General features: G+C 49.2%; 24 protein-coding genes. 12 read left to right on the top strand and 12 right to left on the bottom strand.

Annotation, left to right across the window (positions count from 1 at the left end; all coding sequences use genetic code 11):
- Positions 1–123: 123 nt before the first annotated feature.
- The 4 genes from radA to ACTHSA_RS05000 all read right to left on the bottom strand — a co-directional run bounded on the left by radA (position 124) and on the right by ACTHSA_RS05000 (position 5795).
- Positions 124–1500 (bottom strand): DNA repair protein RadA, encoded by a 1377-nt coding sequence (gene radA / locus ACTHSA_RS05015; protein ID WP_070625490.1) that lies wholly within the window; start codon positions 1498–1500, stop codon positions 124–126.
- Positions 1501–1573: 73 nt separating this feature from the next.
- Positions 1574–2110 (bottom strand): hypothetical protein, encoded by a 537-nt coding sequence (locus ACTHSA_RS05010; RefSeq protein ID WP_004520080.1) that lies wholly within the window; start codon positions 2108–2110, stop codon positions 1574–1576.
- Positions 2111–2199: 89 nt separating this feature from the next.
- Positions 2200–3672: a S41 family peptidase gene (locus tag ACTHSA_RS05005; RefSeq protein WP_004520081.1), complete on the bottom strand. Its 1473-nt coding sequence runs from the start codon at positions 3670–3672 to the stop codon at positions 2200–2202.
- Positions 3673–3887: 215 nt separating this feature from the next.
- The gene (locus ACTHSA_RS05000) at positions 3888–5795 is read right to left on the bottom strand and encodes a peptidoglycan DD-metalloendopeptidase family protein (protein ID WP_440367196.1); all 1908 of its coding nucleotides are present in this window, start codon (positions 5793–5795) and stop codon (positions 3888–3890) included.
- Between the two features lie 173 nt (positions 5796–5968).
- Here ACTHSA_RS05000 and ACTHSA_RS04995 point away from each other — a divergent pair, with 173 nt between their 5' ends.
- The 7 genes from ACTHSA_RS04995 (at position 5969) to ACTHSA_RS04965 (ending at position 10297) form a co-directional block, all read left to right on the top strand.
- On the top strand, positions 5969–6514 hold the full coding sequence (locus ACTHSA_RS04995; protein ID WP_004520084.1) for a CreA family protein: 546 nt from the start codon (positions 5969–5971) through the stop codon (positions 6512–6514).
- A 30-nt stretch (positions 6515–6544) separates the two neighbouring features.
- The gene (locus tag ACTHSA_RS04990; RefSeq protein WP_049322876.1) at positions 6545–7093 is read left to right on the top strand and encodes a YqgE/AlgH family protein; all 549 of its coding nucleotides are present in this window, start codon (positions 6545–6547) and stop codon (positions 7091–7093) included.
- Positions 7086–7541: a Holliday junction resolvase RuvX gene (gene ruvX / locus ACTHSA_RS04985; RefSeq protein ID WP_003680463.1), complete on the top strand. Its 456-nt coding sequence runs from the start codon at positions 7086–7088 to the stop codon at positions 7539–7541. Before ACTHSA_RS04990 ends, ruvX begins: the two co-directional genes overlap by 8 nt.
- 163 nt (positions 7542–7704) lie before the next feature.
- Entirely contained in the window at positions 7705–8127 is a 423-nt protein-coding gene (locus tag ACTHSA_RS04980; protein ID WP_003747321.1) for a YidB family protein, read from the top strand.
- 149 nt (positions 8128–8276) lie between these two features.
- Positions 8277–8825: a carboxymuconolactone decarboxylase family protein gene (locus ACTHSA_RS04975; protein ID WP_003685141.1), complete on the top strand. Its 549-nt coding sequence runs from the start codon at positions 8277–8279 to the stop codon at positions 8823–8825.
- Between the two features lie 125 nt (positions 8826–8950).
- A complete protein-coding gene (locus ACTHSA_RS04970) occupies positions 8951–10042 on the top strand; it encodes an acyl-CoA dehydrogenase family protein (protein ID WP_440367583.1) in 1092 nt (363 codons plus the stop codon).
- Positions 10043–10126: 84 nt separating this feature from the next.
- Positions 10127–10297, top strand: a complete 171-nt coding sequence (locus ACTHSA_RS04965; RefSeq protein ID WP_003680460.1) for a rubredoxin — start codon at positions 10127–10129, stop codon at positions 10295–10297.
- Positions 10298–10344: 47 nt separating this feature from the next.
- Here the strand turns inward: ACTHSA_RS04965 and dapC are convergent, their stop codons facing one another.
- The 4 genes from dapC to ACTHSA_RS04945 all read right to left on the bottom strand — a co-directional run bounded on the left by dapC (position 10345) and on the right by ACTHSA_RS04945 (position 14943).
- On the bottom strand, positions 10345–11535 hold the full coding sequence (gene dapC, locus ACTHSA_RS04960) for a succinyldiaminopimelate transaminase (protein ID WP_440367581.1): 1191 nt from the start codon (positions 11533–11535) through the stop codon (positions 10345–10347).
- Positions 11536–11657: 122 nt separating this feature from the next.
- Positions 11658–12830, bottom strand: coding sequence for an NAD(P)H-dependent flavin oxidoreductase (locus ACTHSA_RS04955; RefSeq protein WP_137040981.1), 1173 nt, complete (start codon positions 12828–12830; stop codon positions 11658–11660).
- A gap of 339 nt (positions 12831–13169) precedes the next feature.
- Positions 13170–13850, bottom strand: a complete 681-nt coding sequence (locus ACTHSA_RS04950) for an OmpA family protein (RefSeq protein ID WP_004520099.1) — start codon at positions 13848–13850, stop codon at positions 13170–13172.
- A 217-nt stretch (positions 13851–14067) separates the two neighbouring features.
- A complete protein-coding gene (locus ACTHSA_RS04945) occupies positions 14068–14943 on the bottom strand; it encodes a YoaK family protein (protein WP_440367580.1) in 876 nt (291 codons plus the stop codon).
- A 161-nt stretch (positions 14944–15104) separates the two neighbouring features.
- Here ACTHSA_RS04945 and ACTHSA_RS04940 point away from each other — a divergent pair, with 161 nt between their 5' ends.
- The 4 genes from ACTHSA_RS04940 to ACTHSA_RS04925 all read left to right on the top strand — a co-directional run bounded on the left by ACTHSA_RS04940 (position 15105) and on the right by ACTHSA_RS04925 (position 20154).
- A complete protein-coding gene (locus ACTHSA_RS04940; protein WP_049351446.1) occupies positions 15105–15494 on the top strand; it encodes a hypothetical protein in 390 nt (129 codons plus the stop codon).
- A gap of 122 nt (positions 15495–15616) precedes the next feature.
- Entirely contained in the window at positions 15617–16543 is a 927-nt protein-coding gene (gene ribF, locus ACTHSA_RS04935) for a bifunctional riboflavin kinase/FAD synthetase (protein WP_063075392.1), read from the top strand.
- Positions 16544–16681: 138 nt separating this feature from the next.
- Positions 16682–19474 (top strand): isoleucine--tRNA ligase, encoded by a 2793-nt coding sequence (ileS, locus tag ACTHSA_RS04930; protein ID WP_440378822.1) that lies wholly within the window; start codon positions 16682–16684, stop codon positions 19472–19474.
- 305 nt (positions 19475–19779) lie between these two features.
- A complete protein-coding gene (locus tag ACTHSA_RS04925) occupies positions 19780–20154 on the top strand; it encodes a DUF5071 domain-containing protein (RefSeq protein WP_004520105.1) in 375 nt (124 codons plus the stop codon).
- Between the two features lie 218 nt (positions 20155–20372).
- Here the strand turns inward: ACTHSA_RS04925 and ACTHSA_RS04920 are convergent, their stop codons facing one another.
- The 3 genes from ACTHSA_RS04920 to ACTHSA_RS04910 all read right to left on the bottom strand — a co-directional run bounded on the left by ACTHSA_RS04920 (position 20373) and on the right by ACTHSA_RS04910 (position 21405).
- Entirely contained in the window at positions 20373–20765 is a 393-nt protein-coding gene (locus ACTHSA_RS04920; protein WP_049348337.1) for an MliC family protein, read from the bottom strand.
- Between the two features lie 239 nt (positions 20766–21004).
- Positions 21005–21130: a type B 50S ribosomal protein L36 gene (ykgO, locus tag ACTHSA_RS04915; protein WP_003685279.1), complete on the bottom strand. Its 126-nt coding sequence runs from the start codon at positions 21128–21130 to the stop codon at positions 21005–21007.
- Entirely contained in the window at positions 21130–21405 is a 276-nt protein-coding gene (locus ACTHSA_RS04910; protein WP_049328620.1) for a type B 50S ribosomal protein L31, read from the bottom strand. The genes ykgO and ACTHSA_RS04910 overlap by 1 nt, the downstream gene beginning before the upstream one ends.
- Positions 21406–21578: 173 nt before the next feature.
- Here ACTHSA_RS04910 and ACTHSA_RS04905 point away from each other — a divergent pair, with 173 nt between their 5' ends.
- On the top strand, positions 21579–23075 hold the full coding sequence (locus tag ACTHSA_RS04905; RefSeq protein WP_440378821.1) for a TrkH family potassium uptake protein: 1497 nt from the start codon (positions 21579–21581) through the stop codon (positions 23073–23075).
- A gap of 53 nt (positions 23076–23128) precedes the next feature.
- Here ACTHSA_RS04905 and galU read toward each other — a convergent pair whose 3' ends face one another.
- The gene (gene galU, locus ACTHSA_RS04900; protein ID WP_004520111.1) at positions 23129–23992 is read right to left on the bottom strand and encodes a UTP--glucose-1-phosphate uridylyltransferase GalU; all 864 of its coding nucleotides are present in this window, start codon (positions 23990–23992) and stop codon (positions 23129–23131) included.
- Positions 23993–24026 lie beyond the last annotated feature (34 nt).

Here is a 24026-nt window from a genome sequence, read left to right as displayed (position 1 = left end):
AAGATAGAATAAAGTCGTTCGTTATAATATAACAAAATTATTTAAATTTAAAGAGAGGCCGTTTGAAAACTTTTAGACGGCCTTTTAGATGATTGTTTTTTTGAATCAGATTATCGAAACGGTTTAGTCCCCGTCACGACAAACATCAATCGCTTCCTGCAAACTGCTGACGCCGTAGATTTTCAGGTTCGGAAACTCTTTGGCGTTGCGCGGCATATTGGCTTTGGGGACGATGGCGCGTTTGAAGCCGAGTTTTTCCGCTTCTTTGAGCCGCTCTTGCCCGCGTGCAACAGGGCGGACTTCGCCACTTAAGCCGATTTCGCCGAAAACCACGGTTTTTTCAGGCATGGGGCGATTGCGGAAGCTGGAGAGCATGGCGAGGATGACGGCGAGGTCGGCAGCGGGTTCGCCGATTTTGACACCACCGACGGCGTTGAGGAACACGTCTTGGTCGAAGCAGGCAATGCCGCCGTGGCGGTTGAGGACGGCGAGCAGCATGGCGAGGCGGTTTTGTTCGAGGCCGACGGTGAGGCGTTTGGGGGTAAAGCCGTGAGCGTCATCGACCAATGCCTGAATTTCGACCAAAAGCGGGCGGCTGCCTTCTTGTGTAACCAAAACACATGAGCCGGGCGTGTCGTCGCGGTAGCTGGCAAGGAAGATGGCGGACGGGTTGGATACGCCTCTCAAACCGTTTTCGGTCATGGCGAATACACCCAGTTCGTTTGCCGCACCGAAACGATTTTTGATGGCACGTATCATGCGGTAGTTGGAGTGTTGGTCGCCCTCGAAATACAGCACGGTATCGACCATATGCTCCAGCACGCGCGGGCCGGCAATCGCGCCGTCTTTGGTAACGTGTCCGACCAGTATCATGGCGATGCCCATCTGTTTCGCCATACGCGTCAGTTGGGCGGCACACTCGCGCACCTGCGACACGGAACCGGGGGCGGAAGTGATTTGGTCGGAATACATAGTTTGGATGGAATCAATGACCACGACTGCGGGCTGATGCTGTTTCAAGGCCATCTGAATCGCTTCCATGCGGATTTCGGCAAGCAGGTTCACGCCTTCGGTGGGCAGTTCCAAACGTTGCGCACGCAGGGCGACTTGTTGGGCGGATTCCTCGCCGGAAATGTACAGCACTTTGCGACTTTGCGCCATTTTGGCAATGGTTTGTAACAGCAGCGTGGATTTGCCGATGCCGGGGTCGCCGCCGAGCAGGATGACCGCGCCATCAACCAAACCGCCGCCCAATACGCGATCGAGTTCGCCCATGCCGGTCGGATTGCGCGGCACTTCGGTAGCGGTGACGGCGGAGAGGGATTGGACGGTCGAGGTGTCCGCCGCCCAAGATTGGAAGCGGGCGTTTTTCGGTTCGGGCGCGGCAAGGTTTTCCTGAAGCGTGTTCCACTCGCCGCAATGCGGGCATTTACCCTGCCATTTCGGGGAAGTACCGCCGCATTCGGAGCATTGGTAGATGGTTTTGGGGGCTTTTGCCATGGTGTTTTGTTTCCGCAATATTTAGTGGGAAGGCCGTCTGAAAAGTGAGGGAGGTTTTCAGACGGCCTTGAGATTATGGGTGTGTTTTTTTGCTGTTTTCAAGATGGTTGAGTATTTTATCCGGATCTTGTTTAAAGTAGCTGGTTTGGTTGCCACTGGCTTTGTCAGTCAATTCCAACATACCGGGCAGGCCTTTGATGATGAGGATTCTGGCTTTTATGGTACTTTTTTCACCTATTTTTTGTTTGTTTTGTTCTTCTTTGCCGTTGATGGAGGTTTTATAGTCAGTTACGGTTTGGTGGATTTCTTGTTTTTTCTCGTCAAATGTCCAATTAAAGTCCTGTCTGATGGTGAAGATTTTGTTGGTGGCTTTGAAACTCATTATGGCGATGTCTGTGCCAGTGTTGTCGGGGTTAAAGATGGTTGTGTTGATAAGAGCGCCTTCTTCGTTTTCGACTGCATTTCCCCAGAAGCCGTGTAGGTTTTCACTGGTGATTTTGTTGGCAATGTACATCTCAGAGGCTTGTTCGGGTTTGGCTGCCGATGATACCGGGGAGTTTAGGAGGAATAGGCTGGTCAGTGCGGGGAGGATGAGTCTGGAAATGTTCATGTTTGTTCTTACCTTGGAGTAGGGAGGTGTTTATAGGCCGTCTGAAAATGGAAAGTTTTCAGACGGCCTTTTATCGGATAAAGATGGGTTTATTTTTTGCTGTCTTTATCCGCATCTTTTTTCGGAGCAGGTTTTTTCGCTGCCAAACCCAAAGATTTTTGCCATTCGGCTGGATTTTTCACCAAGTCCAAGGCTTTGCGGAGTTGATCATCTTTGGCCGGATTTGGAATGCGGCGGCTGGAGATGTCTTCGTCTTTGTCTTTTTTGGACTTGTCTTTATCGGCTTTGGTTTCTGCGTTGGCAGGCGTTTCAGTGCTGCTGTTGACGTCTTGGCCGCCCAACGGATTGCCGATATGGCCGACCAAATCGGCTTCGCGGCTTTCAAAAGCGCGGTCTTTGTCTTTGACTTCAACGTCAGGAACAATGCCTTGCGCTTGAATCGAGCGGTCGTTTGGTGTGTAGTAAAGGGCGGTGGTCAGTTTAACTGCGCTGCCGCCGGAAAGCGGAATCAGGGTCTGTACTGAGCCTTTGCCGAAACTTTGTGTGCCGACGACGACGGCGCGTTTGTGGTCTTGCAATGCACCGGCAACGATTTCGGAAGCGGAGGCCGAGCCTGCGTTAATCAGGACGGTCATAGGAATGGTTTTCAGCTCGGCAGGCAATCCTGCCAACGGGTCTTTGCCGCTGGTGGTGATGTAGTCTTCGGCAGTTGCTTTGAGTACCATGCCTTCTTTTTTGTTGCGGCCTTTGGTGCTGACAACGGTTACGTCAGGTTGCAGGAAGGCTGCGGATACGCCGACTGCACCGTTGAGCAGGCCGCCCGGGTCGTCGCGCAAGTCGAGGATGATGCCTTTGAGCGGACCTTTGTTTTCTTTGACAAGGGCTTGCGCAGCTTCGTTGAGTGCGGCAACAGTGCGCTCTTGGAATTGGGAGACGCGGATGTAGCCGTAGTCTTTTTCAAGCAGATGATGGCGCACGCTTTTGACTTTGATGATGGCGCGGGTCAGGTTGACGACGATGGGTTTGTCGGCATTTTTGCGTGAAAGGGTCAGGGTGATTTTGGTACCCGGTTTGCCGCGCATTTTTTTGACGGCTTCGCTGACGGTCAGGCCGCGCGTAGAGGTATTGTCGATTTTGACGATGAAGTCGCCACTTTTTACGCCGGCGCGTTCTGCCGGAGTGTCTTCAATCGGGGCAACGACTTTGACGAAGCCGTCTTCCTGTCCGATTTCCATGCCCAAGCCGCCGAATTCGCCACTGGTGGATTCTTTCATTTCGGCATATCCTTTTTTGTCCATATACTCGGAATGCGGATCGAGATCGGACACCATGCCTTTCATTGCGCCTTCAAAGAGCTCGGCGTCGGGTTTGTCTTGGTAATAGTTGGCTTTGATTTGGCCGTACACTTCTGCCATGGTGCGGATGGTTTGCACGGGCAGGGCCTCGTTGTCTTTTTTGTCTTTTTCGGCGGCAAAACTTTGTACACTCAGGCTGAGGGCGATGCCGCTAAACGCGCCGAGAGTGTAGATTGCAACTTTTTTTAAAGTGGATTTTGTTGACATTCGTTTGACTTTCTTTTTGTGTACGGTAAGCAAAGTAGTTTTTGTTTTCTCTGAACCCGTTGACTTTATGTGATTTAAACGCTTGGAACAATAAGTTTAAGGTAAAAGTTTGTTGTTTAATGTGCTGAACAGGCGTGAAAATCGTGTTTTATTGTAGTTTATGATGAAAATTCAGACGGCCTGAAGGGGAAAATTCACTCAGGCCGTCTGAAACATCAGTTAATCCAGGAAAGCGGATTCATGACTTGTCCGTTGTAGCGGACTTCAAGGTAAAGGCCGGTTTCGCCCGACGGCAAAGTGCCGCTGGTACCAATCTTGCTGCCGGCATTGACGGCGTAGTTTTGGGCGATGTCGATTTCGTTCAGGCCGGAGTAAATGCTGACATAGCCGTCGCCGTGGTCGAGGACGACTACTTTGCCGTAGCCTTCAAGTTCGCCGGCAAAAGTAACTGTGCCTGAGGCAATGCTGCTGACAGGAGCAGGAACGGTATTGTAGAACACGCCTTTCCAAACTTCGCCATCGCCGCGGTCTTGACCAAACAGGCCTGCCAATGTGCCGTTGACCGGTTTTTTCAGACGGCCTTGCATACGGCTGAAGCTGTTGGCATTGCTGACGGTAAAGCCTTGGGTGTTGGGGGCTTGCAGTTTCATGTCTTCGTCAGTCAGCGTGGACATGGCGGCGCGTTCGGCTTCGGCTTTTTGTTGGGCGGCAGCCTGCTCTTTGCGGGCTTTTTCGGCGGCGGCCAAACGGGCTTCGGCGGCTTTCTTACGCGCTTCGGCTTCGGCTTTGCGTTGCTCGGCTTTGCGTTTTTCTAAATCTTTCAAGAGATTGTTGAGGCGCTGCTCGTTTTCTCTGTGGTTGATTTTCTTTTGCGCTTCTTTGGCCATTTGCGCGTTTTGACGGCGGCTTTCAGCTTGTTCGGCGGTATTGGTTACGCCTTGTTGACGCAATGAAGCTTGGATATTGGCTTGCAGTTTTTTCAGGTAAGCCAATTCATTGTTGATTTTTTGCTCCTGCGCCGCCAGCTCTTTTTGTTGTTTTTCCAAGTCTCTCATGACTTGGTCGTTGGCGTTGTTGATATAACGCGTGTAACGCAGGAAGCGGGTTTTTTGACCGGCATCGGCGTTTTTCAGGAAGAGGGCGACCGCGTTAGGCTGGCTGTTTTTATAGTTGCCGGACACAAAACGCGAAATTTGGGCGCGCGTGTTGGAAACTTCGGCTTTCAACTGGTTGGCATCGGCATTAAGTTTTTGGAATTTTTCCCATGCGTCGCGTTGTTTGCGGTTGATGCCGGAGAGGTTGTTGCGTGTTTGTTGCAGCTGTTTGAGCGTGGCATTGACATGGATAATGAAACCCTCGTTGCGTTTGGCAAAGGATTTCTTGGTTTCCATATCGTTGGCGGCGGCAGTTACGGCTGCTTTGAAATCGTTGTCGGCTGAAGAGATGGCTTTAGGCTCAACTTTAGGCTCGGCTTTTTTGTTTTGCTCTTTGGCTTTTGTGTCTTTTTTAGCGTCTTTTTTGTCTTCGACAGCTTTTTGGGCAGGCTCTTTAGCTTCGGCCTTTTTGTCTTCGGCTGTTTTTTTTCCGGGCTCTTTGGTTTTTTTGCCGTCTTTTTTATCCTCAACCGCTTTTTTAGCAGGCTCTTTGGCTTTGATTTCCTTAGGTTCTGCTTTTTTTACGGGTTCTTTAGCTTTGCTGTCTTTTTTATCTTCAACAGGTTTCTTGTCTTGTTCTTTGGCCTTGCCGGATTTTGCGGCTGTGGCTTTTTTGTCTTTTGCCGTTTCTTTAGGCTCTTCGGCTTTGCGGCTGGACTTTTTATTGTCGGCAGCGGCTTCGGCGACTTTAGCCGTTTTGTTTTTGGCTGAAGCGCGTTCGTTTTTGTCGGCGGTTTCCTTCTCTTTGGCAGCTTTGGCTTTAACCGCTTTTTTGTTTTCCTCTTTTTCTTTTACCGCTTGTTTTTTTGAGGTTTCTTTTTTTACATCTGCCTTAGCGGCTTCTTTCTCTTTTTTTACGGGCGCAGCCTTTTTGACAGTGGCCGCTTTTTCTTTCGGCGCGTCTTTGGCAGCATAGGTTGGCAGGGAGAAACTGAGCAACAGGGCGAGAATGAGGGGTATGTAACGCATGGTTCGATCTTGCTATCAAAGTAGGAACAATAGGACGGATTATACTGTCTGTCAGGCCGTCTGAAAATAATATCGGGTTGCAATATGGACGAACGATCTTATATAGTAACGATAGAGTGGGCGGACGGGGTTTAGTCTGCCTGGAAACTGACAGTCTGCATCGACAGGATATTATGAAAAAATATTTATTAGTAGTGTTGGGTGCCATGGTTTTGGCGGCTTGCGGTGACAATACCGATAAAATCGGACGCGCCAGTACGGTGTTTCATATGCTGGGTAAAAACGACCGTATCGAAGTGGAAGGTTTTGACGATCCTGATGTGCAGGGGGTTGCCTGTTATATTTCGTACGCGAAAAAAGGCGGTTTGAAAGAAACGGTCAATCTGGAAGAAGATGCCAGCGACGCATCAGTTTCCTGCGTGCAAAGTGCGGAAGTCATCCGTTATAACGAGGCTGCGGTTTTGAAACCGCGACAAGTGTTCAAACGCAGTGCCAGCATAGCATTTAAGAGCCAACAGATTATCCGCTACTACGATCCGAAACGTAAGTCTTTCGCTTATTTGGTGTACAGCGATAAAATCGTTCAAGGTTCGCCGAAAAACTCTTTGAGCGCGGTATCGTGTTTTGCCCATGCGAAAACCGATACGCCGGTACCGGCAGGCGGCGCAGTTTACGGTGCGTGCGTGGTGGATGCGCCGGTTACCGACGGACAAAAATAATAAAATCAGCTTATAGATATTAAGAAGAATATGAATTTAGCCAACCATTTCCTGATTGCCATGCCTCATATGGACGATCCGTTTTTTACGGATACGGTCATTTATGTGTGCGAACACGATGAAGAAGGTGCGCTGGGCATCATCATCAACAAGCCTTCGCCGATTACCATGGACATGATTTTCGCCGCCGCCGACCGCAATATCCCATTGCGCCTGCAACATGAAAACGTGATGATGGGCGGGCCGGTTCAAATTGAGCGCGGCTATGTCGTGCATACGCCGATCGGCCGCTGGCAAAACAGTATGGTGGTAACAGATAACGTCGCGCTGACTTCTTCGCGCGATGTGATTGAAAACTTGTCTAAAGAAGGTGCGGTTGATAAGGCTTTGATCAGCATTGGTTATTCCAAATGGGGCAAAGGGCAGTTAGAGCGAGAGCTGGCAGAAAATGTTTGGCTGACCGTCCCTGCGGACGAGCATATTCTTTTTGATGTCCCTTACGAACTCCGTTATGCCGCCGCTTTTGAAAAATTGGGCGTCAATCCGAACGCCTTGGTTTCAGGAGTCGGCCATGCCTGATGCACCAAAAGGCACGGTTTTGGCCTTTGACTTCGGCGAGGCGCGTATCGGCGTGGCGCAGGGGGATGCCGAGTTGGGCATGACCCATCCGCTGGCGACGGTAACCGGCAACAGCAATGATGAGAAATTTGAGGCCATTGCCAAGCTGGTCAAAGAATGGCAACCCAAGTATTTTGTGGTTGGACTGCCGACGCATACCGACGGCACGGAGCATGAGCTGACCCGTTTGAGCCGCAAGTTTGGCCGCCGTTTGCACGGACGTTTTAATTTGCCGGTTTATTGGGTGGACGAAAGGATGTCTTCCCTATACGCGGAAAGCCTGCTTGCAGAAGCACAAGTATTTGGCCGAAAACAAAAATCCGTACTTGACCAAGTAGCGGCGCAGGCGATTTTGCAAGGGTTTTTCGAAGGTGGCGCGGCAGAGTATTTCAATGGCCGCGAAGAATAGCATTATTCATTATAAAGGCCGTCTGAAACTTGGTTTCAGACGGCCTTTGTTTTGTTACGGCTTTGGGATAAAAGAAGTTTAGTTTGGTTAAGCCTGATTTTTTCAGCGCAAATTTTGCTACACTCCGTTTTCTTTTTTTAGACACAAATACAAGGAAAAAGTCATGGCACTCATGGACAATCTTTTGAATGCAGCTACTCAAATGTTGGGTGGCAACAGCGAAAACGGCGCACAAGGTTCTCTGACCGATATGGCGATGGATTTGGTGAAACAGCAAGGCGGCGTGGGCAACCTGATCAACCAACTGCAACAAGGCGGTTTGGGCGATGCCCTGAGCAGCTGGGTTTCCAACCAATCCAGCAATCTGCCTGTGTCCGGCAGCGACCTGCAAAATGCGTTGGGCAGCGATACGGTAAACCAAATCGCGCAAAAATTTGGCGTAGATGCCGGTCAAGCAGGCGATTTGTTGGCAAAAGTATTGCCTGACTTGGTCGATAAAGCCACGCCTAACGGCACGGCTCAAGATGCGGATGGCTTCGGCTTGGACGATATCGCTTCTATGCTGCTGAAAAACTTTATAAAATAATGAGTTGAATCGTTATGATAAGGCCGTCTGAATCCGTTCAGACGGCCTTATAACTTTTGGTTTACGGTAAATAACCAATTAATCTTTTTCTAACAAAAACGAATGGCTTATCATGTCCACTTCGTTTTATTACAAAAAAGGTCATAAAGATGTCACGTTTAACCATACACACAGTTGAAACCGCTCCTGAAGCTGCTAAACCACGCATTGAAGCCGTATTGAAAAACAACGGTTTTATTCCTAACCTGATCGGCGTTTTGGCCAATGCGCCTGAAGCTTTGGCGTTTTATCAAGAAGTTGGCAAGCTGAATGCGGCCAACAGCCTGACTGACGGCGAAGTTGAAGTTGTCCAAATCATTGCTGCCCGTACCAACGAATGCGGTTTCTGCGTTGCTGGCCACACCAAACTGGCTACCCTGAAAAAACTGCTGTCCGAACAATCCATCAAAGCCGCACGCGCATTAGCTGCAGGCGAGTTTGACGATGCCAAACTGGGTGCTTTGGCGACATTCACCCAAGCCGTTATGGCGAAAAAAGGCGCGGTATCCGACGACGAGCTGAAAGCTTTCTTTGATGCAGGCTACAACCAACAGCAAGCTGTTGAAGTCGTTATGGGCGTTGCTTTGGCAACCTTGTGCAACTACGTCAATAACCTTGCCAAAACTGAAATCAATCCTGAATTGCAGGCATTTGCCTAATCTCATCAAAGGCCGTCTGAAAATTCAGACGGCCTTTTAGTAAAAAGCAAGGGATATCCTTGTTGCCAAGAATAATTCATGAGTGGAACCATCTACGCTTTAAACCTTATTCAGAGGAAAAAATCATGACACGCGAAGCTTTACTGAACAATGTTGCCGCACTCGTTAAAAGCAAGCTGAAACCATTGGTGGACGACATCGACCGCAAAGGCCTGTATCCGAAAGAATTTATGCTGGAATTGGGCAAAATCGGCGGTTTTGCCGCGACCGGTACGGTTGAAGAAGGCGGTAACGGTTTGGGTTTGGCAACGCAAATCGCCGTATTGCGCGAAATCGGTAAAGAATGCGGCGCCACTTCGTTCAGCGCATGGTGTCAGGTGGCTTGCGCGTGGTATCTGCACCAATCGCCTAATCAAGCGGTTAAAGACAAATACTTCGCCGATATTCTGCAGGGTAAAGTCTTAGCCGGTACGGGCATGTCCAATACCGTCAAACACCTTGCCGGCATTGAAAAACACAACCTGCAAGCAGAGCGCGTTGAAGGCGGCTACAAAGTCAACGGCGCTTTGCCTTGGGTATCCAATATCGGCGAAGACCATATTTGGGCGAATACCGCCCAAGTCGGCGACAGCTATGTGATGTTTATCACCGGCGGCCAATGGGAAGGCGTTACCCTGCAAGATTGCCCTGAGTTTTGCGGTTTGGAAGGCACGCGCACTTACAGCCTGAATTTTAAAGACGTGTTTATTCCCGATGAAGATGTGATTGCTACGCCTGAGCAGTTCCAGTCTTATATTCCGACCATTAAAGCCGGTTTCATCTTGCTGCAAATAGGTATCGGCGCCGGTGTGATTGACGGTGCGCTCGGTATTATCCGCATGGCCAATGTAGTGAACGCGGAAGTGAACTCATACCTCGACCACAGTTATGATGATTTGAAAGCCGCGTTGGACGGCGCATGGGCGGAAACCGAACGCCTTGCCGATAATGCGTGGAACAACAAACCTGATACGCTGGCAACCTTAAAACTGCGTGAAGCCGCTGCTGTGTTGGCACTGAACGCCACTCAATCTGCCGCATTGCATGCCGGCGCGAAAGGTTATCTGATGCGCAGTCCGGCGCAACGCCGCGTCCGCGAGGCCATGTTTGTCGCCATCGTAACACCGGCCATCAAACACCTGCGTAAAGAAATCGCCACTTTGGAAGCAGCGAAATAAATTCAAAATATCAACAATAAAACACACGAAAGGCCGTCTGAAAATACGGTTTCAGACGGCCTTTAAAAATAGAAGGAACACAAAATGGCTCAATATATGTGCGGCCCTTGCGGCTGGATTTACGACGAAGACCTCGGCGACCCTGAGCACGGCCTGCCTGCCGGAACCAAGTTTGAGGATATTCCCGACGACTGGAAATGCCCTGAGTGCGGCGTAGGCAAAGAAGATTTTTATCTGTTGGATTTCGTGATATAACTTGGTTTATTTAAAAAGGCCGTCTGAAATTTCAGACGGCCTTTGTTTTATCGGCGGTATAAAGCAACCATGGTTTCAGCCGCTTTAACGCAGCTTTCCACATCAGCAACCAAAGCGATGCGGACGTAGCCTTCGCCCGGATTGCCTTGTTCGGTATCGCGGGCGAGGAAGCGGCCGGGCAACACTTGAATAGCGGCTTTCTGCCACAGGTTGCGCGTAAATGCCAAGTCGTCGCCATCGGGAACTTTCAGCCAAATGTAGAACGACGCGTCAGGCAGTTTGACATCGAATGCCTGTTGCAAAATAGGGATGACGCGGTCGAATTTTTCTTGGTAGAGACGGCGGTTGTCAATGACGTGTTCTTCATCGTTCCAAGCGGCAATGCTGGCGCGTTGGACGGGAATACTCATCGCGCTGCCGTGGTAGGTGCGGTAGAGCAGGAAGTTTTTGAGTAACTCGGCATCGCCTGCGACAAACCCTGAACGCAAACCGGGGACATTGGAGCGTTTAGACAGGCTGGTAAACATAATAATGTTGCGTGTGCCGCGTCCTAATTGCGCTGCAGCCTGCAGGCCGCCGATTGGTTTGTTGTTGTCAAAATAGATTTCGGAATAGCATTCGTCAGAGGCAATAACGAAGCCGTATTTGTCTTGCAAATCAAAGATTTCTTTCCAGTCTTCTAATTGCAGGACGCTACCGCTCGGGTTGTTGGGCGAGCAGACAATCAGAACTTTGGTGCGCTGCCATACGTCTTCGGGCAGGCTGCTCCAATCGGGGTTGAAGCTGGGTGCAGGACAGTTGGCAAAATGGATTTCGCCGCCGCCCAAAATAGTCGCGCCTTCGTAAATTTGATAGAAAGGATTAGGGCTGATAACGACCGGTTTGGGGCCGTCTGAAGCCGGATTTAAAACGGTTTGGATAAAAGAGAACAAAGCTTCCCGGCTGCCCAATACCGGTAGGATTTCATTGTCGGGATTGAGGCTCAAACCATCATAACGGCGGGCAACCCATTCGGCGCAGGCTTGGCGCAGTTCGGGCAGGCCTGCGGTCAGCGGATATTTTTCCAGTTCGTGCAGGGAGGCGGTCAGCGCATCTGTAATGACTTTGGGCGTCGGATGTTTCGGCTCGCCAATTTGCAGATGAATAGGCGTCATGCCTGTGGGTGCATCAATACCTTGCATGGCTTCACGCAGGCGGGCGAAAGGATAGGGTTTGAGATGGTTCAATAATGGGTTCATGATGTTTCAGCCGGATAAATTCAGGCAACAATCTTAGCATTTTTTAGATGGATTGGGACAAAAAGGCCGTCTGAAAACAGGGTTTAAATGTTTTTCAGACGGCCTTTTGAGTGTTGATGCGTTTATTTGGCAGGGACGGCGGGCAGGGAACCGTTCAAGAGATAATGAATGGTTTCTTGAACCGTACGGATGGCGTTGCCAAACGGCAGTGGGTCTTTACCGCGGAAAAATAGGCCTTTATCGACTTCGCCGCGGAATGCGGCGGAAAGTTGGATGTCGATACAGAATTGGCCGGCTTTGGCCAAACCGTCGCGCAAGCCGCAGCTGGTCAGACAGTTCAGGCCTTGGGTGCAACGGCGCGGATCGTTTTTGGCATTGGCTTGCAATTTGGCTTCGCGTTTGATGTAGCTGTCGAGGAATTTGGTGCGCACGCCACGAGCAGGCAAACCGGCAACAGACATGAATTCAACCACTTGTTCGGTTTCCGCACCGGTCAGCGTTTTCTTGAAGTTGATGTGGGCATCGCCTTCTTCAGTTACGGCAAACGCAGTACCAATTTGGACGGCGGACGCGCCCCAGTTTTTCAAGGCTGTTTTGACTTTTTCAAAGTTTGCCATGCCGCCGGCGAGTATCAACGGGATTTTTTCGCTTTCCAAACCCAAGTTTTTGAATACTTCAAACGTTTCTTCAATAACGCGTTTGAACTCGAATTTAGCATCGTTCACGCCGTCAACGGTTGCCGCACCCAAGTGGCCGGCTGCGTGGGCAGGGTGTTCGATAACGATGGCATCGGGCAAGATGCCTTTTTTCATCCAACGTTTCAAAACGATATTGATACCGCGTGACTCAGACAAAATAGGGAAAAGGGCGACATCTTTGTGGTAGCCCTCTGCCATTTCCGGCAGATCTAAAGGCAAACCTGCGCCCATCACAATCGCGTCTGCACCGGATTCGCAGGCCTGACGAACGTAGGCGGCATGGTCTTTGACGGCTTTCATGACGTTGACGGCGATCATGCCTTTGCCTTCTGAATCGGCTTTGGCTTTTTTGATTTCACGGTCAAGCGCGATGCAGTTGAGGCGGGTGTATTTTTCTTCGCTGGAATCGATTTTTGATTCGGCCAGCAAATCTTCGTGCAAGTGGCGCAAATCGACACTGGCGATGGTACCTACGCCGTTTTCGCGCGCAACCGCGCTGGAGAGTTTTGATGCGGAAACGCCTACACCCATACCGCCTTGTACGACGGGAATCAGTGATTTGCCACGGATAATCAATGGGTCAAAGTTGTTTTGCATGGATGCTCCTTCATAGATTTTGGATGGTGCCGTCTGAAATCCTATGAAATGGATTGGATAACGGGCTGATGTGTATATAAATAAGTGTGTTTTTCGCTGCCGTTTTCAGACGGCATGAGGCGTGTTTTTAAAATTTTAGGAATTATACTCTAAGTTAGTGTAAAAATTAGAGTATTAATACAGTTTTTTTAAAGGAAAAATTGAAAAGTCTTGTTAATAAAAGAATAAATTTTATGACAGGTTTGGTTGCGGAGAAGAAATTGCAAACAAAATCTACAAAGAAAAAGGCCGTCTGAAAATTCAGACGGCCTTAAGTATGGGAATCGGACAGATGTCGGATTACATTTGTTTTTTAGCGGCATCAATGGCGCGTTGGTCAGGGTTGATCAAGATTTCAACGCGGCGGTTTTGTGCGCGGCCTTCAACAGTAGCGTTGGAAGCGATGGGTTGACGGGAGCCGTAACCGAAAGTGCTCAAACGGGTGCTGCTTACGCCACGGGATTGCAGGAAGGTAGCAACAGATTCGGCGCGGTTGCGAGACAATGGCTCGTTGATGGCGTCGTTACCGGTGTTGTCGGTGTGGCCGTTAATGGTCAAAGTCGTGTCAGGATATTGAACCAAAGTTTGCGCAGCGGCAGACAAGGCGCTTTGAGCATGGCCGCTCAGGGCAGCGCTGCCGGTAGCGAAGGTTACGTTTTCAGGCATAACCAGTTTGATTTGGTTGCCTTGACGTTCAACTTCGATGTTGGTGTTGGCCAAGCTTTGACGCAGTTTTTTCTCTTGGTAGTCCATGTAACCGCCGATACCGGCACCTACTGCACCACAAGCCAATGCGGAGTTACGTGCGCCTTTACCACCATGGGTCAGCGCACCAACGATGCCGCAAACAGCCGCACCACCCAAACCGTACATGGCGGTTTTGCTGGCGGATTGTTGGCCGGTAACAGGATCAGTTACACAGCCGGTGAGCGCCAAAGGAATCGCAGTGGCAATAACGGTCAGGGGTTTCAAGAATTTCATGTCGTATCCTCTTTTTAGATGACGGCCCGGGCCGTCTGAAAAAATGAATAAAAACCGCGTGGGTCATTACGGATTTATGATACCCAATATCCGAAACGCAAAAGAATGGGTTTAACCCGATATTACGAAAATATTTGCCAGTTAACATAATCCTGAAGCATTTCTGCATTTCTCCGACAGTTTGGTCATTTTGCCGCGAAATAACAAGCAAAGTTTTTTACAGTTTCTTCCGTTTTTTCTGCTTGCGGCGGTACCAGTTGACGAATGCCCATTTCAATCTGACCTTGACATCGTATCCCACTGAACCTGCACCCAGTATGAGCAAAACGGCGGAAACGGGCAGGGCGAAATGATGGCCGACCAAATGATAACCCCATACGCCAACCACGCCGCCCAGTAAAAACGACAGCATTAGGCCGCTTAAAAGCCACATTTTCGGTTTGTTGACGCGGACGTGAGGCAGGCGCGGATGATGTTGCTTGGAATAATAAAGTGCGCGTGAAATTTCAATGCCCAAATCGGTTGCCGTGCCGGTCATGTGGGTGGAACGGATGGCGGAACCGGACAAAAGCGTAATGACGGTATTGTGCATGCCCATGATAAAGCACAATAAAAACAATGCTAAAGACGGCATGATGAAATCCGGGCCGCCAAAATCCCATTCCATCGCGGTAATGCCGAATAAGCCGAATATCAACAGATAAACCGCTTCCAGCCACATGGAAAAACCAAAGCTGCCACGGAAACGCATTTGCTGCGTCCACAAAATGACCCAGCCCGAATGCGCGGCTCCTGCAACAAAACATAACACACTGATTGTGGCAATAATGGCCACACTCCACTCTTGAAGATACAAAACATCTGCCAACAGCGACATTGAGCCGGTAACGTGGGAGGTATAACGTGAGAATGCGAAGTAACCGCCGGCATTAATCGCTCCGGCAAGAAAGGCCATGATGTAACCCAGCCGTCTGAAACGGGCATCGGAAATATTGTGTTCGTGCAGGTACGGACGGTCCGCCTGCCAAAACGGCGGCGTGTGTTGCCTATGGTGGCGCGGTCGGTAAGAGTGGGGCCGTTTGTCGTCGTTCATTGATTTGAGGATTGGGTCGAGCGTTTATACTGGGTGTATTTTATATGCAACTGCCTGCTACCAAGAACAAATAATATAAAGTGTTCCCAAGTTGCCACACTTGCTCATTGCAAGATGAGGGCGTACATTAATAGCCATGCATGAGTATAAGGAAACATCCGATGAATCCTATCCGCCTGACCTTATTGATTGGTGCTGCCGCATTACTTGCCGCCTGTGCCACCACGCCTGAGCAAAAAGCCGCACGCGCCCAAGCGCAGAAACGCTATGAGCAGGACCTTCAAGTCAATCTTGCCGCTCAATGCGACCAAGAAACTGCCGCGCTGATCCGCCGCAAATTTGACGAAGAAGGCAAACCCGGTGCCGCAACTGCGGAACAAAAAGCCTTCCGTCTCAAATATATCGACAAAGTTTCCGATCCGATGTTCCAAGCCTGCTACAAAATGGCATGGCAAAACTATATTTCCCAAGAACAGCTGCGCGAAGCCCGCTACTATCGTTATTACGACGATTGGGGCTATCCGTTTGGCCGTTATCCTTGGTGGTGGTAAGGTATTAACAAACTTTAGGGCCGTCTGAACGCATATATTTATTGGTTTCAGACGGCCTAAGGTTTATTGAAACGGCAATAACGTTTACAATAGCCGCCTATTCAAACACAATACCACCACCCATGAACATCTGGCTTGGACAGCGACACGCGCCCAAATTTCCGCAAGGAGCCGCCGTAACCATCGGCAACTTCGACGGCGTACACCTCGGGCACAAACACATTCTACAAAAACTCAAACGAGAGGCAGACCAGCGCGGTCTGCCTGTTGTCGTTGTTGTTTTTGAGCCTCAGCCCAAAGAATTTTTTGCGCGCAAAGCCGGGAAAAAGCTGCCTTACCGCATCAGCCCGCTGCGTACCAAATTGCGCCTTTTGCGTGAAACCGGCTGTGTGGATGCCGTTTGGGTCTTGCGTTTTAACCAAGCTTTCTCCGATATGAGCGCACAAGCGTTTATCGACCAGCTTTTGCGCCAAACGCTCAATACGCGGTATCTGCTGATTGGCGACGATTTCCGTTTCGGTGCCGGCCGTGAAGGTTGTTTTGAACTCTTGGCACAACAGCCCGATATGCAAACCGAGCGCACGCCGTCCGTTATCGTTGAAGACATCCGTACCAGCAGTACCGCCGTCCGCCAAGCCCTTTCAGACGGCAAGTTGGAATACGCCAAAAAACTGTTGGGCCATGATTATGTGTTGAGCGGCAAGGTCAAGCACGGGCAAAAACTCGGCCGCACCATCAACGCACCTACCGCCAATGTTCAGCTTCCCCCGTATCATTATGCGTTAAGCGGCGTATTTGTCGTTGAGGCAGACGGCACATTCGGCACGCGCCGAGGCGTGGCCAGTTTTGGTTTTAACCCCACTGTCAGCAACAACCGCTCGCAAAAGCTGGAAGTCCATCTGTTCGATTTCAACGGCGATTTGTACGGCCAACGCATCTTCGTCCGCTTCCTGCACAAACTGCGTGACGAGAAAAAATTTGAGAGTATCGAAGCATTGAAAACCCAAATTTTGCAAGATATGGAAGATGCGAGGGTTTGGGAAGCATAGAAACGCTTCTAGAAGCTTATAAAATCAAGACAATTGGGCTACAATAAGTCCTTTGAATTTTTTCAGACGGCCTGTTCTTTTCAAAATGAGCAATCAGGTCGTCTGAAACCGAAATACCGCAACAATAGAGATCAAAAAATGACCGATTACAGTAAAACCGTAAACCTGCTCGAGAGCCCGTTTCCAATGCGCGGCAATCTTGCCAAGCGCGAGCCTGCATGGCTGAAAAGCTGGTATGAGCAAAAACGCTACCAAAAACTGCGCGAAATCGCCAAAGGCCGTCCGAAATTCATTCTGCACGACGGTCCTCCGTATGCCAACGGCGACATCCACATCGGTCATGCCGTCAACAAAATTCTTAAAGACATCATTATCCGCAGCAAAACCCAAGCCGGTTTTGACGCGCCTTATGTACCGGGTTGGGACTGCCACGGTTTGCCTATCGAAGTGATGGTAGAAAAATTGCACGGCAAAGACATGCCTAAAGCGCGCTTCCGCGAATTGTGCCGCGAATACGCCGCCGAACAGATTGCCCGTCAGAAAAAAGACTTTATCCGCTTGGGCGTGTTGGGTGACTGGGACAATCCTTACCTGACCATGGATTTCAAAACCGAAGCCGATACCGTGCGTATGCTCGGCGAAATCTACAAATCCGGCTATCTTTACCGCGGCGCAAAACCTGTTCAATTCTGCTTGGACTGCGGCTCTTCATTGGCCGAAGCCGAAGTGGAATACAAAGACAAAGTATCGCCTGCGATTGACGTTGCCTATCCGTTTAAAGACACTGCCGCGCTTGCCGCCGCATTCAGTTTGTCCGGCATCGAAGGCAAAGCGTTTGCCGTTATCTGGACAACCACGCCTTGGACTTTGCCTGCGAGCCAAGCTGTTTCAGCTGGTGCAGACGTGGTGTATCAACTGATTGATACGCCTAAAGGCAAATTGGTGTTGTCCAAAGATTTGGCAGAAGATGCGCTCAAACGTTACGGTTTTGCTTCAGACGACCTGAATGTATTGGCAGAAACAACCGGCGACAAGCTGGAAAACCTGCACATGAACCATCCGTTCCTCGAACGCGATATTCCCATGCTCAACGGCGACCATGTGACCACCGATGCCGGTACCGGTTTGGTACACACCGCCCCTGCGCATGGTCTGGAAGACTACGCTGTCTGCAATAAATACGGTATCGAGCTTTACAACCCTGTCAACGCCGAAGGCAAATACATCAGCGAAACACCTCGTGTCGCTGGTATGCGCGTTTGGGAAGCCAATCCCGTCATCCTGCAATGGCTGGAAGAAACCGGCAACCTTTTGGCAAGCAGCAAAATCGAACACAGCTACGCACACTGCTGGCGTCACAAAACGCCGTTGATTTACCGTGCGACCGGCCAATGGTTTGTCGGTATGGACAAAGCCGGTGCCGACGGTAAAACCTTGCGCGACAAAGCCATCAAAGCCGTTGATGACACCGAATTCTTCCCATCATGGGGTCGTGCGCGTTTAGAAGCCATGATTGAAGGCCGTCCTGACTGGGTGGTTTCACGCCAACGCTATTGGGGCACGCCGATGACTTTCTTTGTTCACAAAGAAACCGGTGAGCTGCATCCGAACACTGCTGAGTTGTTGGAAAAAGTTGCCCAAAAAATCGAAGAAAAAGGTATCGAAGCATGGTTCTCTCTTGATAAGAGCGAACTCTTGAGCGCGGAAGATTGTGAAAATTACGACAAACTTTCCGATACCATGGACGTATGGTTCGACTCCGGCTCGACCCATTATTCCGTCTTGAAACAACGCGAAGAATTGGAATGGCCGGCTGATTTGTACCTTGAAGGCAGCGACCAACACCGCGGCTGGTTCCAATCGTCCATGCTGACTGGTTGCGCCTCATCAATGGGTCGTGCACCATACAAACAGCTGCTGACCCACGGTTTCGTGGTTGACCAAAACGGCCGCAAAATGTCGAAATCCATCGGCAACGTCGTCGCGCCGCAAGAAGTTTACAACGAATTCGGCGCAGACATCCTGCGTCTGTGGGCGGCATCTACCGATTACAGCGGTGAATTGGCGATTTCCAAAGAAATCCTCAAACGCGTTACTGAAAGCTACCGTCGTATCCGCAACACTTTGAGCTTCCTGTTTGCCAACCTCAGCGACTTCAATCCTATTGAAGATGCCGTGCAACAGGCAGATATGGTGGAAATCGACCGCTACGCCTTAGTGTTGGCGCGCCAGTTGCAAGAGCGTCTGGCAGGCGATTACTATCCACGCTATGCCTTCCATTTTGCCGTAAAAGACATTGTTTCTTTCTGTTCGGAAGACTTGGGCGCGTTCTACCTCGATATCCTGAAAGACCGCCTCTACACCACCAAAGCAGACAGCCATGCACGCCGCAGCGCCCAAACTGCCTTGTATCACATCACACGCAGTTTGGTTCTGCTGATTGCGCCGATTTTGTGCTTTACCGGTGAGGAAGCATGGGACATCATTGGTGGTGGCGAAGAAGACAGCGTCCTTTTCCACACATGGCATGAGTTCCCACCAATCAATGAAAAAGCCGAAGCCGAATTGGTGAAAAAATGGACGGCAATCCGAGAAGCACGCGAAGCAGTAACCGCCGCCATCGAGCCTCTGCGTACGGATAAAACCGTCGGTTCTTCATTGCAAGCCGAAACCGAAATTACCGCTCCTGAAGAAATTGCCGACTATCTGAACACTTTGGGCGAAGAATTGCGTTTTGCTTTGCTGGTGTCTAAAGCAGAAGTGAAAGTAGGTGATGAACTTGCTGTAACCGCTAAAGCCAGCGATGGTGAAAAATGCGAACGCTGCTGGCACTACACCCACGATGTAGGCGCAGTTGCAGGCCATGAAACCATCTGTAAACGTTGTGCCGACAACGTTGACGGTAAAGGCGAAGAAAGACATTACGCTTAATTATTTGGTCTAAGATAAAGGCCGTCTGAAAACTTTGGTAATAGGTTTTCAGACGGCCTTTGTTTATTGAATCTGTTTTGTATAGCGAATAGATTTTGAAGGGTAATTGGGATTTGTGATTTAGGTAAAATGCAGGATAGGGTTTCAAGTTATTGCAGGGTAGGAGTTTAATTGCACAAAATAACTCTTACTTCAGAGAAAATTTGTTGAGGATACAGGAATGACGAATAATCATTTGTCTAGAATTGAGATCAATCATTACAATTCTGTATTCGTAAGTCTTTAATAAAGCAATGAGGTATCCTATGCGCCCTAAAGATAAGTTTGACATCAAGGCTTGCAAAAAAATTAAGGACTGCAACGATGAGGAATTAATTGAGATGGGGGAGTGGCTCTCAGGATGGTTGGGAGATGCGAACTTTCCTGTTTTTAGTGAAATTGTCGAAATCTTTGTAGAACGACAAGACACATTACTTCCATTCGTTTCAAATATTTTTTACTCAAATGATAGTATATGCATTTATTGGGTTTTACTTGAACTCTATCCAAAATTATCCTATCAAAACCAAGTAGCCTTAGCCATTGATTTGGAACATTGTCTTCATAATATTTCAGAAAAATTAATTTTGGATGAAGATGATGAAAACCTTAAAGAAATCTTGGAAAAAGTTTTAAATTAAGGTAGATATATATTTAATGATTTTGAAATAATGCATTGTCGGAGAAGATACCTTTTAAAGGGTCTTACTTATCCGTGGAGTATGGACGTATTTTGAACCTTCAAATAGCCTCATATTTGCATTTTATCCTTAAACGGAAATTTCGTTTTATCCAATATGAAAGGCCATCTGAAACAAGTTTTCAGACGGCCTTTAGCTATTCTATTGCTAAGTAGAAATTAGCGTGCAGAGCAAGAAGTTTCTACTTTGTTGCCGTATGGGTCAGTGAAGCCGAAGAATGCTTCGCTGCCTTTTTGATGCCATTCAGCGCCTTTGCCGAACAGGCCTTGGTTGGCAACATAGCGTTCGCCTGAACCTGCAACGGCAGAAGACAGGGTGGCAACTTTGTCGTCAAGGCGTAATTCAACTTGATCGGTGCTCAGGTTGCGGACTTGTACAGACAGACCGTTTTCGCAGCTGAATGATTGAACACGGGCATCATGATCGTGTGCACGGCCGTGGTCATGATTGTGCTCGTGACGGTGACCATGGTCATGTTGATGGGCTTCGGGTGCGGCACAGGCAGCGAGACTCATGGCGGCGGCAATTGCGAGCAGGGCTTTTACTTTCATTTTTGACTCCTATGGTCAGTGTTGAAGGAAGAATGTAGCGGCATGTTATAAATATCTTTATGGCTTCACAATAGGGATAACCATTATTTACTTTTCTTCCTGTTTCCGGGAGTATGGCAGGATTCTTTGTAGTTTTGATATGAATGATTAATGCCGTTTGAAAAAAAGCCGCACTTGCGCTAGAGGTAAACGAAAGTGCGGAAAATTCAGAGAGTTACATTGAAATATGGGTTGGCCGTTTAACGTTGGCGTGCTTTAAAGCGGGGGTTGCTCTTGCAAATGACGTACACTTTGCCTTTTCTGCGGACAATTTGGCAGTCGCGGTGTCGTTTTTTTGCAGTTTTTAGGGATGAGAGGACTTGCATCATTTATCCTTTCTGAAGGAAGACATCATGGATTGGTAACGTTGGTTGAACTTGCTGGCGCGGCCTTCGATATTGACATTGCGTTGTTTGCCTGTGTATACGGGGTGGGACGCGGAAGAGGTATCAAGAGAGAAGAGGGGATACTCTACTCCGTCTTTCCAAACCATGGTTTTTCCGTGGGTATTGGCACATGAACGGATGAGCCATCCTTGGTCTGCGCCGCTGTCGTAAAACAGGACGGTACGATAGTTGTCTGGGTGGATATCGGGTTTCATTTCTTTCTCCAGCTAGTGTTATGGTATAACATTATACTCTTAGAAAAAAAGCAGGCAAGTGTTTTTTGGTTTTTCTTTATCACGGGGTTGCGGCATTTTGATAAAATATGCTGTTTCAGACGGCCTTTTTTTCATGAGGCCGTCTGAATATTTTGTTTTCTGATGATAGGGATATGATGTATTTGTATAAGGGTTTCAGATTGGGTGGTGCGGTAAGCAAGGTGATGCCGATTGTCCATGTATTGTCCAAGCTGGGGCTGTTGTTTTCACTGCTGTTGGCTGTGCCGACACTGATGTCGTATTTTTATCACGACAGTGCGTTTTTCGTGTTTGCCTACACGGCTTTGACGGTATTGTTGGTGTCGTGCGTTACTTGGGTGCTGACTTTGCGTTTCAACCGTGAATTGCGGCCGCGTGACGGATTTACCCTGGTATTGATGCTGTGGCTGGCCTTTGCCGTCGTGGCGGCGATGCCGATTTATTTCTATATGCCGTCCATGAGTTTCACCGATGCGTTTTTTGAAGCGATGTCGGGGCTGACGACAACGGGGGCAACAGTGATTTCCGGCTTGGATACTCTGGATCCGTCGGTAAATTTTTGGCGGCACATGCTCAACTGGCTTGGCGGTATGGGTATTATCGTGCTGGCTGTGGCGATTTTGCCGATGTTGGGCGTGGGGGGGACGCAGCTTTTCAAAGCGGAAATTCCGGGTATGGATAAAGAAAGTAAGATGGCGCCCCGCATTTCGCAAGTGGCCAAACGGTTATGGTTTGCCTATGCGCTGACAACTGCTGCGGCTTTTGTATCCTTACATATTGCCGGTATGGGTTGGTTTGATGCCTTGTGCCATGCGATGTCGGCAGTGGCCTTGGGCGGTTTTTCGACACATGATGACAGCGTTGCCTATTTTGATTCTGTGGCAGTCGAATGGACGTTGATGTTTTTTACTGTCTGGGGCGGTATCAATTTTGCCAGCCATTTTACTGCGCTGGGCAACCGCTCTTGGCGGGTGTATTGGAAGGATGAAGAATGCCGCACCATGCTGCTGGTTTTGTCGGGCAGTATTTTGATTTCGGCATTGTATCTGTGGCAGCAGGACGTGTACCAAAGCCTTGGCGAAGCTTTGCGTTTTGTCAGCTTCAACTTTGTGTCCATAGGATTGGCCAGCGGTTTTTCCAATACTGACTTTGCTCAATGGCCGCTGATTGTGTCGCTGTGGATGTTTTTCCTCTCTAACGTGTTGGCAAGCTCAGGCTCTATGGGTGGCGGTATTAAAAACGTGCGTGCGTTGGTATTGTTTAAATTCAGCTTGCGCGAGATGTTGATTTTGCTGCACCCGCGTGCGGTTCGTACGGTAAAGGTCAACAATCGCTCCATTCCGGATCGTATGGCGCTGACCGTTATGTCGTTCATTTTTATTTACTTTATGACGGTCATCGTATTCAGCTTTTTACTGATGGCCGCAGGCTTGGACTTTTTATCCGCCTTCACGGCAGTCATTGCCTGTATTACCAATGCAGGGCCGGGTTTGGGCGCAGTTGGTCCGTCGCATAATTATGCCGCGCTGAGCGATGTGCAGAAGTGGCTGTGTACGGCGGTGATGTTGTTGGGACGTTTGGAGATTTTTACCGTTTTAATTTTGTTTACTCCGGCATATTGGAAGAAATAAGTGTAGAAAAAGGCCGTCTGAAATTTCAGACGGCCTTTTTATAATGGCTGGGCTTAAGCGTATTGCTTGAGTAATTCTTTGAATTGTTCGCCGGTTTCATGGTGTTTCAAACCATAAGCCACGGTTGCTTCAAGGTAACCCAATTTGCTGCCGCAGTCGTAGCGTTTGCCATCAAACGCATGAGCCAACACAAACTCATGGTCGAGCAGGCGGGCGATACCGTCTGTCAGTTGGATTTCGTTACCGGCGCCGCGGGGCAGGTTGGTCAACAAGTCAAAAATACGCGGAGTCAGGATGTAGCGGCCGACAACAGCAAGATTGGAAGGCGCTTCTTCCGGTTTTGGTTTTTCAACAATATTGACTACACGTTGATAGCTTTTCAGCTTTTCAACTTCAACGATACCGTAAGAGCCTGTTTGGGAAGGATCGATGGTTTCAACGCCTAAAACGCTGTTGCCGCTTTGGTTATACACGTCAACCATTTGTTTTAGCGCGCCTTTAGGCGCATCAATCAAATCGTCTGCCAAAATAACGGCAAAAGGTTCATTACCGACGGCAGCTTGCGCGCACAATACGGCATGCCCCAAACCCAATGCTTCAGTTTGACGGATGTACATGCAGGTAATGTTGGAAGGCAGGATATCGCGAACGTGCGCCAACAGTTTGTCTTTTTGACGCAATTCCAATTCGGTTTCCAACTCGTATGCTTTGTCGAAATGGTCTTCGATACTGCGTTTGTTACGGCCGGTGATGAACACCATTTCAGTACAGCCGGCTTCAACCGCTTCTTCAACTGCATATTGAATCAGAGGTTTGTCCACGATAGGCAGCATTTCTTTGGGGCTGGCTTTGGTTGCAGGCAAGAAACGAGTGCCCATACCGGCAACGGGAAAGACGCATTTTTTAATGGGTTTCATATTATTATCCTATTTTAACTGTGGGTTTATACCC

The sequence above is a fragment of the Neisseria sp. P0008.S002 genome, assembly GCF_051962805.1.
Lineage (GTDB): Bacteria > Pseudomonadota > Gammaproteobacteria > Burkholderiales > Neisseriaceae > Neisseria > Neisseria perflava.
The sequence above is the reverse complement of the archived record's forward strand: the minus strand, read 5'-3'. Positions and strand labels throughout refer to the sequence as shown.

Bases quoted from the DNA above. Each gene is read 5' to 3' on its own strand.
- ruvX (WP_003680463.1), top strand. From the start codon at position 7,086: ATGCCTGATGCACCAAAAGGCACGGTTTTGGCCTTTGACTTCGGCGAG.
- ACTHSA_RS04970 (WP_440367583.1), top strand. From the start codon at position 8,951: ATGACACGCGAAGCTTTACTGAACAATGTTGCCGCACTCGTTAAAAGC.
- ACTHSA_RS04965 (WP_003680460.1), top strand. From the start codon at position 10,127: ATGGCTCAATATATGTGCGGCCCTTGCGGCTGGATTTACGACGAAGAC.
- ACTHSA_RS05005 (WP_004520081.1), bottom strand. From the start codon at position 3,672: ATGTCAACAAAATCCACTTTAAAAAAAGTTGCAATCTACACTCTCGGC.
- ACTHSA_RS04925 (WP_004520105.1), top strand. From the start codon at position 19,780: ATGCGCCCTAAAGATAAGTTTGACATCAAGGCTTGCAAAAAAATTAAG.
- ACTHSA_RS04905 (WP_440378821.1), top strand. From the start codon at position 21,579: ATGATGTATTTGTATAAGGGTTTCAGATTGGGTGGTGCGGTAAGCAAG.
- ACTHSA_RS04910 (WP_049328620.1), bottom strand. From the start codon at position 21,405: ATGAAACCCGATATCCACCCAGACAACTATCGTACCGTCCTGTTTTAC.
- dapC (WP_440367581.1), bottom strand. From the start codon at position 11,535: ATGAACCCATTATTGAACCATCTCAAACCCTATCCTTTCGCCCGCCTG.
- ACTHSA_RS04990 (WP_049322876.1), top strand. From the start codon at position 6,545: ATGAATTTAGCCAACCATTTCCTGATTGCCATGCCTCATATGGACGAT.
- ACTHSA_RS04945 (WP_440367580.1), bottom strand. From the start codon at position 14,943: ATGAACGACGACAAACGGCCCCACTCTTACCGACCGCGCCACCATAGG.
- ACTHSA_RS04920 (WP_049348337.1), bottom strand. From the start codon at position 20,765: ATGAAAGTAAAAGCCCTGCTCGCAATTGCCGCCGCCATGAGTCTCGCT.
- ACTHSA_RS05000 (WP_440367196.1), bottom strand. From the start codon at position 5,795: ATGCGTTACATACCCCTCATTCTCGCCCTGTTGCTCAGTTTCTCCCTG.
- galU (WP_004520111.1), bottom strand. From the start codon at position 23,992: ATGAAACCCATTAAAAAATGCGTCTTTCCCGTTGCCGGTATGGGCACT.
- ACTHSA_RS05010 (WP_004520080.1), bottom strand. From the start codon at position 2,110: ATGAACATTTCCAGACTCATCCTCCCCGCACTGACCAGCCTATTCCTC.
- ribF (WP_063075392.1), top strand. From the start codon at position 15,617: ATGAACATCTGGCTTGGACAGCGACACGCGCCCAAATTTCCGCAAGGA.
- ACTHSA_RS04980 (WP_003747321.1), top strand. From the start codon at position 7,705: ATGGCACTCATGGACAATCTTTTGAATGCAGCTACTCAAATGTTGGGT.
- ACTHSA_RS04995 (WP_004520084.1), top strand. From the start codon at position 5,969: ATGAAAAAATATTTATTAGTAGTGTTGGGTGCCATGGTTTTGGCGGCT.
- ileS (WP_440378822.1), top strand. From the start codon at position 16,682: ATGACCGATTACAGTAAAACCGTAAACCTGCTCGAGAGCCCGTTTCCA.
- ACTHSA_RS04955 (WP_137040981.1), bottom strand. From the start codon at position 12,830: ATGCAAAACAACTTTGACCCATTGATTATCCGTGGCAAATCACTGATT.
- ACTHSA_RS04950 (WP_004520099.1), bottom strand. From the start codon at position 13,850: ATGAAATTCTTGAAACCCCTGACCGTTATTGCCACTGCGATTCCTTTG.
- ykgO (WP_003685279.1), bottom strand. From the start codon at position 21,130: ATGCAAGTCCTCTCATCCCTAAAAACTGCAAAAAAACGACACCGCGAC.
- radA (WP_070625490.1), bottom strand. From the start codon at position 1,500: ATGGCAAAAGCCCCCAAAACCATCTACCAATGCTCCGAATGCGGCGGT.
- ACTHSA_RS04940 (WP_049351446.1), top strand. From the start codon at position 15,105: ATGAATCCTATCCGCCTGACCTTATTGATTGGTGCTGCCGCATTACTT.
- ACTHSA_RS04975 (WP_003685141.1), top strand. From the start codon at position 8,277: ATGTCACGTTTAACCATACACACAGTTGAAACCGCTCCTGAAGCTGCT.